At 51.6% G+C, this 14,527-nt stretch carries 12 protein-coding genes; 3 read left to right on the top strand and 9 right to left on the bottom strand.

Annotated elements, in window-relative coordinates; all coding sequences use genetic code 11:
- Positions 1 to 53 precede the first annotated feature (53 nt).
- The 4 genes from MKX63_RS06815 to MKX63_RS06800 all read right to left on the bottom strand — a co-directional run bounded on the left by MKX63_RS06815 (position 54) and on the right by MKX63_RS06800 (position 4,134).
- The gene (locus MKX63_RS06815) at positions 54 to 635 is read right to left on the bottom strand and encodes a hypothetical protein (protein WP_341016102.1); all 582 of its coding nucleotides are present in this window, start codon (positions 633 to 635) and stop codon (positions 54 to 56) included.
- 208 nt (positions 636 to 843) lie between these two features.
- Positions 844 to 2,166 (bottom strand): helix-turn-helix transcriptional regulator, encoded by a 1,323-nt coding sequence (locus tag MKX63_RS06810; protein WP_341016101.1) that lies wholly within the window; start codon positions 2,164 to 2,166, stop codon positions 844 to 846.
- A 75-nt stretch (positions 2,167 to 2,241) separates the two neighbouring features.
- The gene (locus MKX63_RS06805; RefSeq protein ID WP_341016100.1) at positions 2,242 to 2,421 is read right to left on the bottom strand and encodes an aspartyl-phosphate phosphatase Spo0E family protein; all 180 of its coding nucleotides are present in this window, start codon (positions 2,419 to 2,421) and stop codon (positions 2,242 to 2,244) included.
- A gap of 318 nt (positions 2,422 to 2,739) precedes the next feature.
- Positions 2,740 to 4,134 carry a helix-turn-helix domain-containing protein gene (locus MKX63_RS06800; protein WP_341016099.1) on the bottom strand — a complete coding sequence of 465 codons (1,395 nt, stop codon included), beginning with the start codon at positions 4,132 to 4,134 and terminating at the stop codon, positions 2,740 to 2,742.
- 249 nt (positions 4,135 to 4,383) lie between these two features.
- On the opposite strand from MKX63_RS06800, the gene MKX63_RS06795 reads away from it, so the two are divergent.
- Complete coding sequence (locus tag MKX63_RS06795; protein WP_341016098.1) at positions 4,384 to 4,761, top strand: hypothetical protein; 378 nt, start codon at positions 4,384 to 4,386, stop codon at positions 4,759 to 4,761.
- A gap of 11 nt (positions 4,762 to 4,772) precedes the next feature.
- Here the strand turns inward: MKX63_RS06795 and MKX63_RS06790 are convergent, their stop codons facing one another.
- On the bottom strand, positions 4,773 to 5,393 hold the full coding sequence (locus tag MKX63_RS06790) for a LysE/ArgO family amino acid transporter (RefSeq protein ID WP_341016097.1): 621 nt from the start codon (positions 5,391 to 5,393) through the stop codon (positions 4,773 to 4,775).
- A 468-nt stretch (positions 5,394 to 5,861) separates the two neighbouring features.
- Here MKX63_RS06790 and MKX63_RS06785 point away from each other — a divergent pair, with 468 nt between their 5' ends.
- On the top strand, positions 5,862 to 7,364 hold the full coding sequence (locus tag MKX63_RS06785) for an aminotransferase-like domain-containing protein (RefSeq protein ID WP_341018546.1): 1,503 nt from the start codon (positions 5,862 to 5,864) through the stop codon (positions 7,362 to 7,364).
- Positions 7,365 to 7,537: 173 nt separating this feature from the next.
- On the opposite strand, the gene MKX63_RS06780 is transcribed toward MKX63_RS06785, so the two are convergent.
- Genes MKX63_RS06780 through MKX63_RS06770 form a run of 3 tightly spaced genes read right to left on the bottom strand, consistent with a single transcriptional unit; the run spans position 7,538 to position 11,074 of the window.
- Positions 7,538 to 8,605, bottom strand: coding sequence for a sensor histidine kinase (locus tag MKX63_RS06780; protein ID WP_341016096.1), 1,068 nt, complete (start codon positions 8,603 to 8,605; stop codon positions 7,538 to 7,540).
- 2 nt (positions 8,606 to 8,607) lie between these two features.
- Complete coding sequence (locus MKX63_RS06775; RefSeq protein ID WP_341016095.1) at positions 8,608 to 9,279, bottom strand: response regulator transcription factor; 672 nt, start codon at positions 9,277 to 9,279, stop codon at positions 8,608 to 8,610.
- The gene (locus MKX63_RS06770; protein ID WP_341016092.1) at positions 9,209 to 11,074 is read right to left on the bottom strand and encodes an ABC transporter ATP-binding protein; all 1,866 of its coding nucleotides are present in this window, start codon (positions 11,072 to 11,074) and stop codon (positions 9,209 to 9,211) included. The genes MKX63_RS06775 and MKX63_RS06770 overlap by 71 nt, the downstream gene beginning before the upstream one ends.
- Positions 11,075 to 11,314: 240 nt before the next feature.
- Here MKX63_RS06770 and MKX63_RS06765 point away from each other — a divergent pair, with 240 nt between their 5' ends.
- Positions 11,315 to 12,532, top strand: a complete 1,218-nt coding sequence (locus tag MKX63_RS06765) for an MFS transporter (protein WP_341016091.1) — start codon at positions 11,315 to 11,317, stop codon at positions 12,530 to 12,532.
- 62 nt (positions 12,533 to 12,594) lie between these two features.
- Here MKX63_RS06765 and MKX63_RS06760 read toward each other — a convergent pair whose 3' ends face one another.
- Positions 12,595 to 14,298, bottom strand: coding sequence for a glutamine--tRNA ligase/YqeY domain fusion protein (locus MKX63_RS06760; RefSeq protein WP_341018544.1), 1,704 nt, complete (start codon positions 14,296 to 14,298; stop codon positions 12,595 to 12,597).
- Positions 14,299 to 14,527 lie beyond the last annotated feature (229 nt).

Raw genomic sequence — 14,527 nt, 5'->3', positions numbered from 1 at the left:
AACAAGTTCATGGGCCTGTTTAAGTAGAGCAGATTCATAGTTCAAATGTTAAGCTACTCCAACACAGTCATTGAAGCAACCGCCTTTTCATAAGCCTCTGGATCAATATCCTTGGCAGATTTCATGCTAAAGTAAATTCCATCAACCTCAAAATATATAAACTCCTGGTCCCCTTTTTCCTTAATCCAATTTCCCGTTATGGTTTGAGTAAGCTGAACTTTTCTTGTTGTTTCAATTTCATGTAACGGTTCAAGCTCTCTGGAGGACTCCGTAATTAAACCACGAATGAACGAGAGATTAACTTCATTTTCTTCGGCCTTAACGCTATGCAGGTAGTCATCAACACCCAAGCCAATTGTGGGTATGTACACTTTACTAAGTCCAGCTTTCTTCGCAGCAGTAAGGATTTCGTTTTTTTGCTCATCGGTGTAACTTAACAGTTCACCTTGTTGCTCCTCTGGATTGTCCTTCTCTCCTGGATCGTTATCAGCATTTTCGGTTTGGACCAGCTCAGTCACAGGCGGCCTGGCGGTCTGGGCTGGATCAGAAGAAGATATGTTACTAACCCGACTACAACCAACTAACAATATTTCTATTAATACGACACTCGCCAATAATCTTCTTTTATTGTTCATTCTTTATTCCTCCCACACTTCAGAAACCTATTTATCCATCATAGGCTAGACTGCCTGTGGAAAGTTCTCATAATGGTCTCAATAATATCTCATTTTTGGAAATCTATAATAATTCTATGCTGTCCAACGCATAAAGCCTGAGATTCCTTGAAGGATCTCAGACTTTATATAAGGAAAATCTATAGTTAAAACCAATCCTGAATACACATCAGCCCGACTTCGGAACATCCGATATCGCAATCTCGAAATCGACGGATATGGTCCCCCGGATCACTTGCTGCTCGCTGTCTAATTTGGCGGATAAGTCTACGCTTTGCATAATCACATCATCGCCTTTGTACCGCCTGCGGGATAAATAGTAGGTTGCCAGTTCGCTGCAGAATTGGGTGTAGTTTTTTTCATGGAGGAATTTGTTATGTTCACCAAAGATACTGTAAATCTTCCGATAAGGAATGTAATCCGCAAATCTCTGTAAAACATGATCCACGTCCCACTTATACTGATTAGCCATTTGAACGATCTTGAACAGCGCCATGAATATTTCATTTTCGTGATTTGCGATGTATTCGACATATGCATCAAGAACCTCAATCTGCCCATCCATTAAGCGGTAAAGATACGTATTAGCCGTTCCCCACTCTATATATTGAGCCTTAATACGCCATGCTTCTTCGTCATCTTCCCGTATCCAGCTATGATCCATATATATAGGTATCATGTCGAGTGCAGTTTTGTAATCTCCAATCTCTTCATAAATACAGGATCTCATAAGCTGAGCATATAATATATATGTGTACAGAGGCCTTTTATATAACTTATGATCTCTATGCCTACGGCCTGATTCACCATGAAGGTCATAATGGACGGAAGCCACTCGGAGCATTTCTTCTACAACCTCAGATACCTTGTCCCATTTCTGAAGCGCAAGATAGATATCCGCCAATTGCTTCAACGCATCCAACTGATTGACTTCGTCCAGCTTATCGACATAATTCTCTAATAAAGTAGCAGCGATTAGATTTTTCTGCGGATCATCGCCCAGATTAATCAGGAAGAGCCGATACTGGCAGAGCGCCAGCCGTTCGGAATGCTGGTATTTCTCGCTGGCTCCCACATTTTCGTAGATTAATGCTGCGGCCTGCCAGTTTTTCTGCTCAAATAACTCCTCCGCAACCTCGAAGAGCAGCGGTGCATACAGCAGGTTATCCAGTAAATTCTGCGCCACCCGCTCAATACAATCCAGACGCGATAACGCCGCACATTGCAGCAGGAACGGCCGTAAACGCCGCCAGGTCGGTGTCGAATCGTATAAACATTCATCCACATACTGACTGTAAAAGTAATCCTCCGGCAGCCCCATCCCGCTGGTCACGCGGGTCAGGTGATTCATCGCCAAGGACTGCTGGCCTTTCATGACCCGGCTGAGTGTGCCGGAATGAATTCCGCTGGCAATCGCAAACTGATTAATAGACAATTTATGTTTTGTGAGATACGCCGCTATCTCGTCCCGGATTTTGACTGTATGCTCCACTTCAGTTACCACCTTTTTTATACACGTATCCGTTGGATTTTATATTTGAATTTTAGTTATTTTCCAGATCAATGCTTAAGCAGGCGGCCGCTTGTTCATCCGATAGGCATTATCGTAGGCATTGAGCAACTCATCCAGCACTACGGATTGCCGCAAGACCTCCGGATGATTGAAACCGCCATATTGAATATGTAATTTATGAAGCATACTTCTAGCTTGCTCTATACGAATTCTAACGATTGCTGGACTATGCATGGGAATCCCGCCTCCTTATGCAACATTATAGATTTTTATGTAAAACTACAAAATATTGGACTGATTGCATTATCTGTTAAAGTGAATATATTGGCAAAGCTCTGAGGCGATAAGAGTTGTCCATAAAAAAGACGCCCCACCGACTCTGGAGCGTCCATTCTAATCTTATTTTATTTTAAATAAACGCTGATATGAGACTTCTCTCAATATCCACCATGTCCATGTCCCGTTGGTTCAACCAGCACTGAAAGTTTACCTGTATTATTGGTATTGACTGGTTCACCATATGCCACTGGAGCAACGAGCATTAATACTGTACTACACAAGACTAGGAGTAGTGTTCCTTTTCTTCTCATAATGGTTTCGCACCTCACTAATGTAATTTTTGTACTGGTTCTTTTGTTCGTGATTAGCTCTATCACGGTGCTGTTCAAATAAATCTATACATTTAATGATCTTGAATTCACTGTTAATTTGGATAGAGAACAGAAGACTCTGTAGTACAGTCTGGACCCCTTCAGTTCGATTGTGCTGTAAGTAGTAAGTTGCTAATTCAATTAGAAACTGTGCGTAGTGGTCTAACGTTACTTGTTTATGATAGTCACCAAACAGGTTGGAATAATCTCGTAATGGCAGATGTTCATCGAACCTTAATAAAATATGGTCAACATTCCATTCATAACGATTTGCAGCCTGAATAATCCTGAATAATCCTGTGAAAATTTCACTCTCTCTTGTTGAAATATATTCAACATATTCTGCTATTATTTCTTGCTCACCATCCATGATACGGTACAAATAGTTGTTTGCCGTAGCCCACTCTTGAAATTGAGCAATGGTCTGCTCGGCTTCCTCAGTTTGCTCTTTTATCCAACTACCGTCCGCATACAAGGATACAAGCTTTAAGGCCTCTGCATAATTCCCTTCTTCTTCACAAACCAAAGACTTTAGCAAATGAGAATATAATATGTAACCATATATTGGCCTTTTTGGATGCCTGAGCGTGTTCCGATTCCAGTTCGAAGAAAATTGTAAGTTATATTGAATTGAAGCAATTCGGTATAATTCATTGGCAAAATGTTCGACTTTGTTCCATTTATGAAGCGAGCTATATACATTGGCTAGATCCTTCAGCCCATCCAGCTGATCCGCCTCATTCAACCGCGGGATGTAGCTCTCGAACAGCGTGGCCGCGCGCAGGTTCGTGCTCTGATCATCACCCAGGGCAATCTGGAACAGGCGGTATTGGCAGGTAGCCAAGCGTTCGGAATACTGGTATTTCTCGCTGGCGCTGACATTCTCATAGAGTAGTGCCGCCGCCGCCAAGTGGCCCTGCTGGAACAAGCCTTCCGCAACCTCGTATAGCATGGGGACATACGTCAGATTATCCAGCAAGTTCTGCACCAGCAACTCGATACAATCTGTACGCCCGAGTTCCGCACATTTCACAATGAACGGACGAAGCCGCCGCCAGGTCGGTGACGAATAATAGAAGCATTCCTCTACATACAAGCTGTAAAAAAAATCTTCGCCAAGCCCCATTCCTGCAGTGATTAACTCCAGATGGCTCATGGCAATGGGCTGATGGCCATTAATGATCCGGCTCAGTGTTCCGGAATTAATACCGGATCTAATGGCGAACTGATTAATGGACATGTCATGCTGGGTTAAATAATCTGCAAGCTGGTCTCGAATCATGACTGCAGGCTTCAAAGGAACATCACCTCCTACATCCCAGAATTTAGAACATTATGTTTATATCTGTAATAGTAGGGGATCAGATTTGAAAATTCAATAGAATAGAGTCAAATAAAACAACTATATCGCGAAAGTGTGAAGAATTCGAAACAGTTTGGCAACGGGCTGGCCGAACCTTACGGATAAGGGATGAAACTATGTTTATTATGGGAGAACTGATTAATCAGTCTCCATCTTTTTTCAGTAAGGGGGAAGTTGAAGTTTATGAGAAAAATCAGCATCATTTCAATTTCATTATTATTACTTGTTTTAACATATATTTTAGTCAGACCACAGCCTGAGATTATTAGCGTCAGTCTTATTTCCGAAACAGCTGAAACTACTTACATTGATAACGATAGCATTCGAATATTCAGCGATGCTATAAGAACTGTGAAAAAAGTACGCGGGGCTGTTGATGTGGGTCCACCAACATATCGAATGAATGTTACTTACGCGGATAGCGAAGTTGTGAAATTCAGCCTTTATTTAGATTTTAAATCCAAAAGTGGATTTTTGATTAATCATAGTAATAGCGAAAAAATGGTGAAATTAAAAGAAAGCAGTTCTAAAGAATTAACAGATCTATTGAGTAAAGACTAATTTAAGGGAGATCACTTAGCCTGTAACAGCTCCCACAGCTGAACTCCCATGTAGACGGCGATCGCCCAGATCAGCAGTGCTGAAACGGTATTCATCCCACTCATGACCTTGCCCGAAGCATCCAGCCTGCCGAGCTGGCGGCCCGCTGCAGCAAGACCCAGGAACCAGAGCCAGGAGACGGCCACTGTCGCCGTCGCGAAGGTCCAGCGCACCGCCCCTTCGTATTGCAGCGAGCTGGTCCCGATCACGCCCACCGTATCCAGAAGGGCATGCGGGTTCAGGAGGGACACAGACAGCGCATAGAGGATCTGTCCCTTCGCTGATAGCCGGCCCGACTCATCCTTCGCCGGAGCAGAGTGCCAGATTCTCCAGCCCATGAAGGCGAGAAACAGAATACCCGCGCCATATATAACAGGTGTGACCCAGCGCAGCGATAAAATGACCAAGGAGACTCCACCGACTGCCGCAGCGATAAGCAGTGTGTCGCATACCGCTGCCGTCAGTACGACAGGCATTACACTGCGGAATCTGGGATGCTGTGCCCCTTGGTTGAAGACGAATATATTCTGCACGCCCAGCGGCAGAATCAGCCCGAAGGCCAGGATCATCCCATGTAGAATGGCCTGCACCATTTCTTTTCCTCCTTATATCTTCCTAGTAGTGCTTCCAGATAAACAAGCCTCTCAGACTTCCTCCGGTTATAGCCTAATGATCGTACCCTGCCATTGTGGCTGCCGTAACCATCCAAGTTCTGCGACACATACCAACCAAGACGAATGAAAGAGGAGGAATCATGGTAGACTGGAAGAAAGAAGGAACGAGAAAGAGAGAACGAAATGAGAGATAATGTTAGTCAGTAGCGGCTGTGAGGGGGCAATGTGTTCGGTTTTTCGCATACATTCAGGCCGCTTGCCTGCGCTGAAGCACAATGTGTTCGCTTGTTCGCTTTTGTACATCATTCGCCCGGAAGGAGCCCACTCTTGACCCAACCTCAACGGCCCCACCCTACAACAGACTTAAGCACGCCCGGCCCATCCGTACATACGGAAGCTTCCCGGAACGCAGCTCCTGGAACGCAGCAAGCTGGTACCCTCTCCTTCCTGACGGACACCTGGAAGCCGGACCTGGCTTCTCCGCTGCCGCTTCACGGCCAGATCTCAGCCCACTTCCTCGCTAAGATCAGCACCGGGGCCTGGCCTCCCGGTATGCGTCTGCCCCCGCAGCGGGTACTGTGCCGTCAGCTCGGAGTGAACCGCAGTACGGTGGTTACCGCACTGGGCCAGCTGACCGCGCTGGGCCTGATCGAAGGCAGACGCGGCGGCGGAACGATAGTTACAGGCGTGCGTTCAACGCCCCCGGCTTCCGGTGGTTCCGCCGGACAGTCCGGAGAAGCCGGGGAAGCGGAGCCCTCTGAGCGGCAATACTCAGGCAACTGGAACGATTATGTGGAGGAGGGAATTCATTATCCCAACCTGCCTACCGTGCAGGACATTAACCGGCTCGAATATGTGCCCGGTCTGATTCGGCTCGGGACCGGTGAGCCTGCACCTGAGCTGCTGCCTGGAGCAGCGATGAATGAGGTGCTGGCTGGACTCGCGCAGCGTATTCTTCCTCCGCTCTCCTATGAAGAGCCGCTCGGTAATCCGGTGCTGCGGGCGGCGGTCAGCCGGTTACTGGCCCGGAGCGGCATTACCGCCGGACCGGACTCCATTCTGATTACCTCCGGCGCCCTTCAGGGGCTTCAGCTCATTGCCCTCGGGCTGCTGCCGCGCGGCTCATCTATTCTGCTGGAGAAGCCGTCTTATCTGTATTCGATTCATGCCTTTCAGTCTGCGGGGGTGAAGTTCAGCGGACTGCCTATGGATGAGCGTGGTCTGATCCCGGAGCAGCTTGCCGCCGAAGCGGTCCGCAGTAAGGCCGCGATGCTGTACAGCATCCCTTCTTTTCATAACCCTACAGGGATCTTGATGGATGCCGGACGCCGCCGGGAGCTGATGGAGGTCACAGGCCGACTCGGGCTGCCCATTCTGGAGGATGGGGCCTACCAGGAATTATGGCTGGACGTTCCGCCTCCGCCGCCGCTGAAGGCGCTGGATCAGGAGGGGCGGGTTCTGCATCTCGGCACCCTGTCCAAGGCCGTCAGTCCCGGGCTGCGCATCGGCTGGATTGTAGGCCCTGAGCCGGTCGTCCGGCGGCTGGCCGACATCAAGATGCAGAGTGATTACGGTGCAAGCTCCCTGTCTCAGCTTGCGGCCGCCAGTTGGCTTACGGGCGGTTATCACGAGGAGCATCTGCAGGTGCTGCGCGGCAGACTGCGCGCGCGCCGCAGCCACATGCTTGAACTGCTGCAGCTCCATTGCACCGGACTGGCAACCTGGAATGTGCCGGCAGGAGGCTTCTATATCTGGCTGTCTCTCCACCAGGCCGTCCCTCCGCGCAAGCTGTTCAGTGCAGCGCTAAGTGCCGGACTGCTGCTGAATACAGGCGATCTGTATGACCGCAGCGACGTCCGGCATCTCAGACTGTCCTATGCTTATGCCTCAGCGGCTGAACTGGAGCAGGGTCTCCCCCTGCTGGCAGAGCTGATCCGGCGGGGACTGTGACTGGAGGCAACGCAGCCGTCTATCGTCTCTCAAGCGGATATGGATGCGCAAATAACCCCTAACCCTGACAACATCATCTGTGTGTCATGGTTAGGGGCTAAACTGTTCAGACGCCTGGCCGTTGAAAGCCCGGACTGGGTTGCCGGGGCGGACCCTCCGCATCAACGGCAGGTTCATCTGCTCTGCTGCGGCAGACGCACGATGAAGGCCGTCCCCTCTCCGGGACGGCTCGTTACTTGTACGCTGCCTTCGTGGAGCTCCACGATCTTCTTTACGAGCGGGAGGCCCAGACCGCTTCCGCTTCCGCTGCTGACGCTTCTGGACTTGTCCGCCTTGTAGAATCGTTCGAAGATCCGCTCCAGCTCCTCTTCGGTCATGCCGATCCCGCTGTCCCTGACCTCCACCTCCACCCATTCCTCCTTGCTGCGCACAAAGACGGTTATCCGTCCGCCCTGCGGGGTGAACTTGATGCTGTTATGCAGCAGGTTGGTCCATACCTGGCTGAGCAGATCCTGTACCGCGCTCACGGCGGTCTCCTGAAGCTCTGCCTCTACCTCAATCTCCTTGCCAAGCCACTGCGGCTCTGCGGCCAGGATCATCGCCTGCACCTGCTTATCCAGCCTGTAGGGCTTCTGCTCGAACGGGAAGCTCTCCGCGTCCAGCACGGACAGCTTCAGCAGATTGTCGCTCAGGCCGGACAGACGGCGGCTCTCCGCTTCAATGATATCCAGGTAATGCTTGCGGATATCCGGACTGAGGTTCTCCTCTTGCAGCGCAGCAGCGAACCCGCGGATCGAGGTCAGCGGGGACTGGATCTCATGGGATACGCTTGCGATGAAGTCCTGCCGCATCAGCTCCATCCGGCTTAGCTCACTCGCCATTTCGTTGATTCCTTCCACAATCCCGCCGAACTGGCGGTACTGGCCGCTGTTCTCCAGTTCAATCTTGAAATCGCCCTGTGAAATCTGCCGCATAGCCGTAAGGATCGGCCTATAGAAGTTCTGATCCTTGCCGCGTGTAGCGAAGGCAATAATCGCCCCGCTGACGAAAAAGATGATAATCTGCATCGCCATCACAAACAGATGATACCCGTATTCAGAGAAGGACCAGCCGAAATGACGGACCAGCAGTCTAGATCCGAAATAGCTCCCGTTCCAGGAGATATAGAGCATAATCAACATTCCGGCTATAGGTCCAACTATACCGATTTTCTCCCATATCTTCATGATTCTGCGCTTCATGCCTATCCCTCCAGCCGGTAGCCAAGCCCCCGGATCGTGCGAATGGAGAATCCGAACCGCTCCTGCGGAAACCGCTCACGCAGACGGCCCACATGTACATCCAGCGTCCGCTCATTTCCTTCATAATCGTAGCCCCAGATCTCTTCAATGAGCCGGTCGCGGGTCAGCGTCTGCCCCCGGTAACTGGCCAGCTTGAAGAGCAGCTCGAATTCCTTCAGCGGCAGCGTGAACCCGCCATGCTCGGAAAGCACTTCATAGGTTGCACGGTTCATCCGCAGACTGCCAACGGTAACACTCTGGGCGGCCGAAATCTGGTAACGCTTCAGCAGCGCCTTGACCCTGGCGATCAGCACCGGCGGCTCGAACGGCTTGACCAGATAATCGTCTGTGCCGAGCTCGAAGCCTTTGACAATCTGCGAGGTCTCCCCTTTGGCCGTCAACATCAGTATCGGAAAATCATAATGCTTGCGCAGCTCCCGGCACAGCTCCCAGCCGTCCATATTCGGCATCATAATATCAATGATTGCCATATCCGCCACGCTCTCATCGAGCAGCCGCAGCGCCTCCATTCCGTCAGAAGCGCTCAGTACCTCGGCCATCCCTTCAGCTCTCAGGAACACTCCCACCAATTCGCGGATATGCGGATCGTCGTCCACTACCAATATTTTGACCATAGTCTGTAGAACCCTCCTCTATCTCTTGGCTCAGAAGCTCGGGTGTGTTCAGCTGCAGCTGCTGCTCGGCGAACTCACGGTACAGCTCATGATCCTTCAGCAGCTCCTCATGCGTGCCCTTGCCGGTAATCCGGCCCTTCTCCATGAAAATAATCTGGTCCGCGTTCACCACCGTAGCTAATCTGTGGGCGATCACAATCGTGGTCCGGCCCTGCATCAGATTGCCCAGTGCCTTCTGCACCACAGCCTCCGACTGGCTGTCCAGGCTTGAGGTAGCCTCATCCAGCATGAGAATCTTTGGATCGCGCAGCAGCGCTCTGGCGATGGCGATCCGCTGCCGCTGTCCGCCGGACAGCTTCACCCCGCGCTCCCCGACATCCGTGTTGTACCCGTCCGGCAGCTCTTCAATGAAGCCGTCCGCGTAGGCCATGGCCGCAGCCCGCTTCAGCTCCTCCTGGCTGATCTCGCGGTCCAGCCCGTATCCTAGATTCTCGGCAATGGTACCGGCCAGCAGCGGACTTTCCTGAGAGACATAACCGATTCGCTTCCGCCAGGATTTCAGGGAGAACACGGGCGCCGGTTTGCCATCCAGCCGGATGACTCCGCTCTGCGGCTCATAGAACCGTTCCAGCAGCGAGAACAGAGTTGTTTTACCGCCGCCGCTCGGCCCGACAATGGCTGTCACCTGCCCCGGCTGCATAGTGAAGCTTACCTTGCTCAGGACCTTCTCCCCCGCCTTGTATCCGAAGCTGAGGTCTTCCACCGCAATTGGCCCCTCTGTGCCCTCAGCCTCTTCCACACCTTCATATACCTCTTCCTCTGCTTCAAAGGTCTCAATGATCCGCTCGGAGGCACCCTTGGCCTTCTGGAGCTGGGTGAAGAATTGTGTCAGCTGTGTCAGCGGCATAATAATCTGAATCAGATACAGAATAAAGGCGACCAGTTCACCGGCAGTGAGCGCCCCGGAGGATACCAGCATCCCGCCATAGCCGATAATAACCACCAGCAGCATCATGAAGACGAAGGAGATCAGCGGGCTGATCAGGGCGCTGATTTTGCCCTCACGAATTCCGAAGCCCAGCAGGTTCATAATTCCTTGCCGTCCGGCTTCATACTCCTTCTGCTCCGCTCCCGAGGATTTCACCAGCCGAATCTCGGACAATACGCCGCTGAGCACAGCGGTGAAGGAGGCCGTCTCGTCCTGCGTGCCCTTGGAGATCTTGTACATCTGCCGTCCCAGCGGCACCAGAATCAGCGCCGACAACGGAAGGACCGTGAACAGCACCAGCGTCATTTTCCAGTTCAGATAGAACAGCACAAGGACAGAGCCGACAATAGAGATGAGTCCGGTGAACAGACTGGCCAGATGCTCCGAGATCAGTGTCTTGAGAATTCCTGTATCATTAGTCATCCGGCTGACGCTCTCGCCTGTCCGGTTCTCATTATAGTAGGATACGGGCAGTACCAGAAATTTGCGCCACAGCCTGTCACGCAGTCCGGCCACGACTTTTTGCCCGACAGCATTCAAAAGGTAAATCGAGACTCCGCCGGCCACGGTCTGCGCAATGAACGCTCCGGCAATGCCGGCAATCTGCAGCTTGCTGACAGAAGCCAGCGAGAAGCCGTCCACCAGATTCTTCGTGAACATGGGAATCACCAGACCGACGAGGGTCGAAATGATGCTGAGGCCAAGGGCCAGCGCCAGCAGCAGGTAAGATGGCTTGGTTTCATGCAGCAGCTTCAGGAACGGCTTCATGGCCGCCCCCTGTTTCTGCGGTGCTTGCTTGTTTTTCATAAGAAATCCCCTTTTCCGGCAGATAGATGGTTGGAGCAGTGGGGCCCCGCCTCCGCCTTAGAACCCAGAATAACTGGCCTATGTAAACTGAAGTTAAACAGATATTTTGCCATTGATTTGTAATTCCCTATAAAAGTTGGTTTGTATCCCTTTTCAACAAATGTTACAGTGATATCAGCGGCAACCTAAGGCGGCCACAGCAAGAATACAGGGCATCCTAACGGGAAAGGAGTGCAAAGTTTGCGGGATCATCTCGATAAGCAGCTGTCTTTCACCTCTCTGAAATGGTTCAACTTCTTCGTATATGGAACGGTTGTCCTCTTCACCAGCTTCTTTCCCTTATATCTTCAGGATGTAGGAATGAATAAGCTGGAGATCGGGAGCCTGATGTCTGTAGGCGCACTGGTCTCCATTGTTGCCAACCCCTTCTGGGGCATCTGGAGTGACCGGTATCAGAATATCCGGCGGATTGTCCTCGTCATGCTGACAGGAACGCTGGTCTTGTCCCAGCTTGTCTTTCAGGCCAATACATATGAAATGATCTACATATCCATTCTGTTCTTCTACTTCTTCCAAGGGCCACTGTTCGCCCAGAGCAACACGATGATTCTCAGCTATATTGACGGAACCCGCCGCAAATTCAGCTCTTTCCGGCTATGGGGGTCGCTTGGCTGGGCGTTCACTGCCATCCTTGCCGGTCCCGTGATTGAATGGGCCGGCATCTCTGTGCTGTCCTATCTGTTCGCCTCCTTGCTCTGTGCGGCGATGATTGCACTGATTATGCTGCCGAAGCTGGACCATTCGATCGGAATCGCCCCCTTGCCCTTCAAGGGAATGAGCCAAATCTTCCATAATCCGTTCTTCCTGTGCTTCATCCTCTTCGGCATTCTGGTCTCGATTCCGAATACGATGAATAACACCTTTGTGTCACTGTACATCACGGAGCTGGGCGGAAGCAAGACCATGATCGGTCTCGCAGTGTTCCTGTCCTCCATCCTGGAGATGGGGGTGCTGCTCCTGTGCAATTACATTCTACGGCGCAAAATCTCTGTCCTGTTAGCCTCGCTCACGCTGGTCAGCGCGCTGTTCTTCCTGCGGTGGTGGCTGATGGCCGATGCAACGACTCCGCTGCAGGTCGCACTTATTCAGGTGCTGCACTCCATCACCTTCGGCGGCTTCTTCTATGTCGGAACCCAGCTGACCATGCTGCTGGTGCCAAGGCCTTACCGTTCCTCGGGACAGGCTCTCTACACGCTCACCTGGAGCGGGATCTCCGGCATTCTCGGCGGGGTTCTCGGCGGCTGGATGTATCAGACTCTCGGCGCGCAGACGATGTATCAATCCGGTGCGCTTCTTGCCCTGTTCGGGGCGTTTGGTTTCGGAATGATGTGGTTCACTGTCATTCGCGGCAGCTACCGTCCTCCGGCTGATCCCGAGGATGAGCTGGCAGAAGGCTAGCATAGCAAACAGGCTTGGCCTCCCGGCGGGAGACCAAGCCTGTTTGCTTATATGCAGCTCTTCTAGCCTTTCTTGGGCTGGAAGGAGCTTTTGAGGGATACAATCAGATTGAACACCAGGTGCTCCGGCGACGAATACTTGCTGTCTACGTTGAAGTACCCGTGACGGAAGAACTGGAACTTGTCCTGTGCCACACTGTCCTTCAGCCCAGGCTCCACGAAGCCCTGCAGGATCTCGATGGACTTCGGATTCAGCTGATCCAGGAAGGTTGGCTCCGGCTTGTCAGCAGAAGGTTCCAGACCTTCTACTTCGGCATCCGTCTCCGCCTCTTCAGCAGAGATCAGCGGCTCATAGAGGCGGAATTCTGCCGGTACAGCCTGTCCTGCATCTACCCAGTGCAGCGTTCCCTTAACCTTGCGGCCGGTGAACCCGCTGCCGCTCTTCGTCTCAGGATCATAGGTACAATGCAGCTCCACCACTTCGCCGTTCTCATCCTTGATGAAGTCGTTGCACTTGATGAAATAAGCATTCTTAAGACGCACTTCATTGCCGGGGAACAAGCGGAAATACTTATTCGGCGGAACCTCCATGAAGTCATCGCGTTCAATATAGATCTCACGGGAGAACGGAATCTGGCGGTTGCCCATCTCCGGGTTCTCCACATTGTTCTCAATTTCGAAGTATTCGGTCTCGCCTTCGGGATAATTCGTAATAACCACCTTAAGCGGCCGCAGCACAGACATCGTCCGGGGAACCGTCAGCTTGAGATCTTCACGGATGAAGTGCTCCAGCATCTGCAGGTCCACGAGCCCCTGGCTCTTCGAGATGCCGGTCTCATGCACGAAGCTGCGAATGGCCTCCGGCGTATAGCCGCGTCGGCGCAGCCCGGAGATCGTCGGCATGCGGGGATCATCCCAGCCGTCCACATGGCCTTCATCGACCAGCAGCTTCAGCTTGCGCTTGCTCGTAACCGTCTGTGCCAGATTAAGGCGTCCGAATTCATATTGATGCGGTGCAGCCTCCATCTCACATTCCGCCACAACCCAGTCATAGAAGGGGCGCTGATCCTCGAACTCCAGGGAACAGAGGGAATGGGTGACATGCTCTATGGCATCCTCCAGCGGATGTGCGAAGGTATACATCGGATAAATGCACCATGCGTCACCCGTATTATGGTGATGGGAGTGGGAGATCCGGTAGATGACCGGGTCACGCAGATTGATGTTAGGAGAGGACATGTCAATTTTGGCGCGCAGAACCTTCTCGCCGTCCTTGAATTCTCCCGCCTTCATGCGGTGGAACAGATCAAGGTTCTCTTCTATCCCGCGTTCGCGGTAAGGGCTGTTCTGCCCCGGCTCCGTCAGCGTGCCCCGGAATTCACGGATCTGCTCGGCGCTGAGATCATCGACATAGGCCTTGCCCTTCTTGATTAGCAGCTCAGCCCGCGCATACATCTCTCCGAAATAATCCGAGGCGAACCGCAGCTCCTCCCATTCATACCCGAGCCATTTCACATCCTCCTGGATGGAGTTGACGTATTCGGTATCTTCCTTGAGCGGATTCGTGTCATCGAATCTCAGATGGGTCTTGCCGCCGAACTCATCCGCCAGCGTGAAGTTAATCCAGATCGCCTTGGCATGTCCGATATGTAAATAACCGTTCGGCTCCGGCGGAAAGCGGGTGACGACTTCCTTTACCTTACCCGAGCGGAGATCTTCGGTAATGACGTTCTTAATGAAATTGGAGGGTGTACCCTGGTTCTCCACATTGATCAACCTTTCATTCTGTAATATAACTACTTCCTTGTATGAACATGTTTCCTACTAATATACCCGTTAAGCAGGGAATGTTCAACAAGTGGAAGCGGCAGGTGCCGTCCTTTAAAGGACGGTACCGCTTCAGCGAGAAATAGAAGGATAATTTATCGTGTGAAACATATAAATTCTTATATTTTAAAAGTTAAGAAGCAGCCCCCGCATCCTTTGACTTCTCTCC

This window comes from Paenibacillus sp. FSL R7-0179 (assembly GCF_038002265.1).
Taxonomy (GTDB): Bacteria; Bacillota; Bacilli; order Paenibacillales; family Paenibacillaceae; genus Paenibacillus_AQ.
The sequence above is the reverse complement of the archived record's forward strand: the minus strand, read 5'-3'. Positions and strand labels throughout refer to the sequence as shown.

Coding starts and splice junctions, on each gene's coding strand:
- MKX63_RS06790 (WP_341016097.1), bottom strand. CDS start 5,393: ATGGTGCAGGCCATTCTACATGGGATGATCCTGGCCTTCGGGCTGATT.
- MKX63_RS06795 (WP_341016098.1), top strand. CDS start 4,384: ATGAGAAAAATCAGCATCATTTCAATTTCATTATTATTACTTGTTTTA.
- MKX63_RS06775 (WP_341016095.1), bottom strand. CDS start 9,279: ATGGTCAAAATATTGGTAGTGGACGACGATCCGCATATCCGCGAATTG.
- MKX63_RS06770 (WP_341016092.1), bottom strand. CDS start 11,074: ATGAAAAACAAGCAAGCACCGCAGAAACAGGGGGCGGCCATGAAGCCG.
- MKX63_RS06815 (WP_341016102.1), bottom strand. CDS start 635: ATGAACAATAAAAGAAGATTATTGGCGAGTGTCGTATTAATAGAAATA.
- MKX63_RS06805 (WP_341016100.1), bottom strand. CDS start 2,421: ATGCATAGTCCAGCAATCGTTAGAATTCGTATAGAGCAAGCTAGAAGT.
- MKX63_RS06780 (WP_341016096.1), bottom strand. CDS start 8,605: ATGAAGCGCAGAATCATGAAGATATGGGAGAAAATCGGTATAGTTGGA.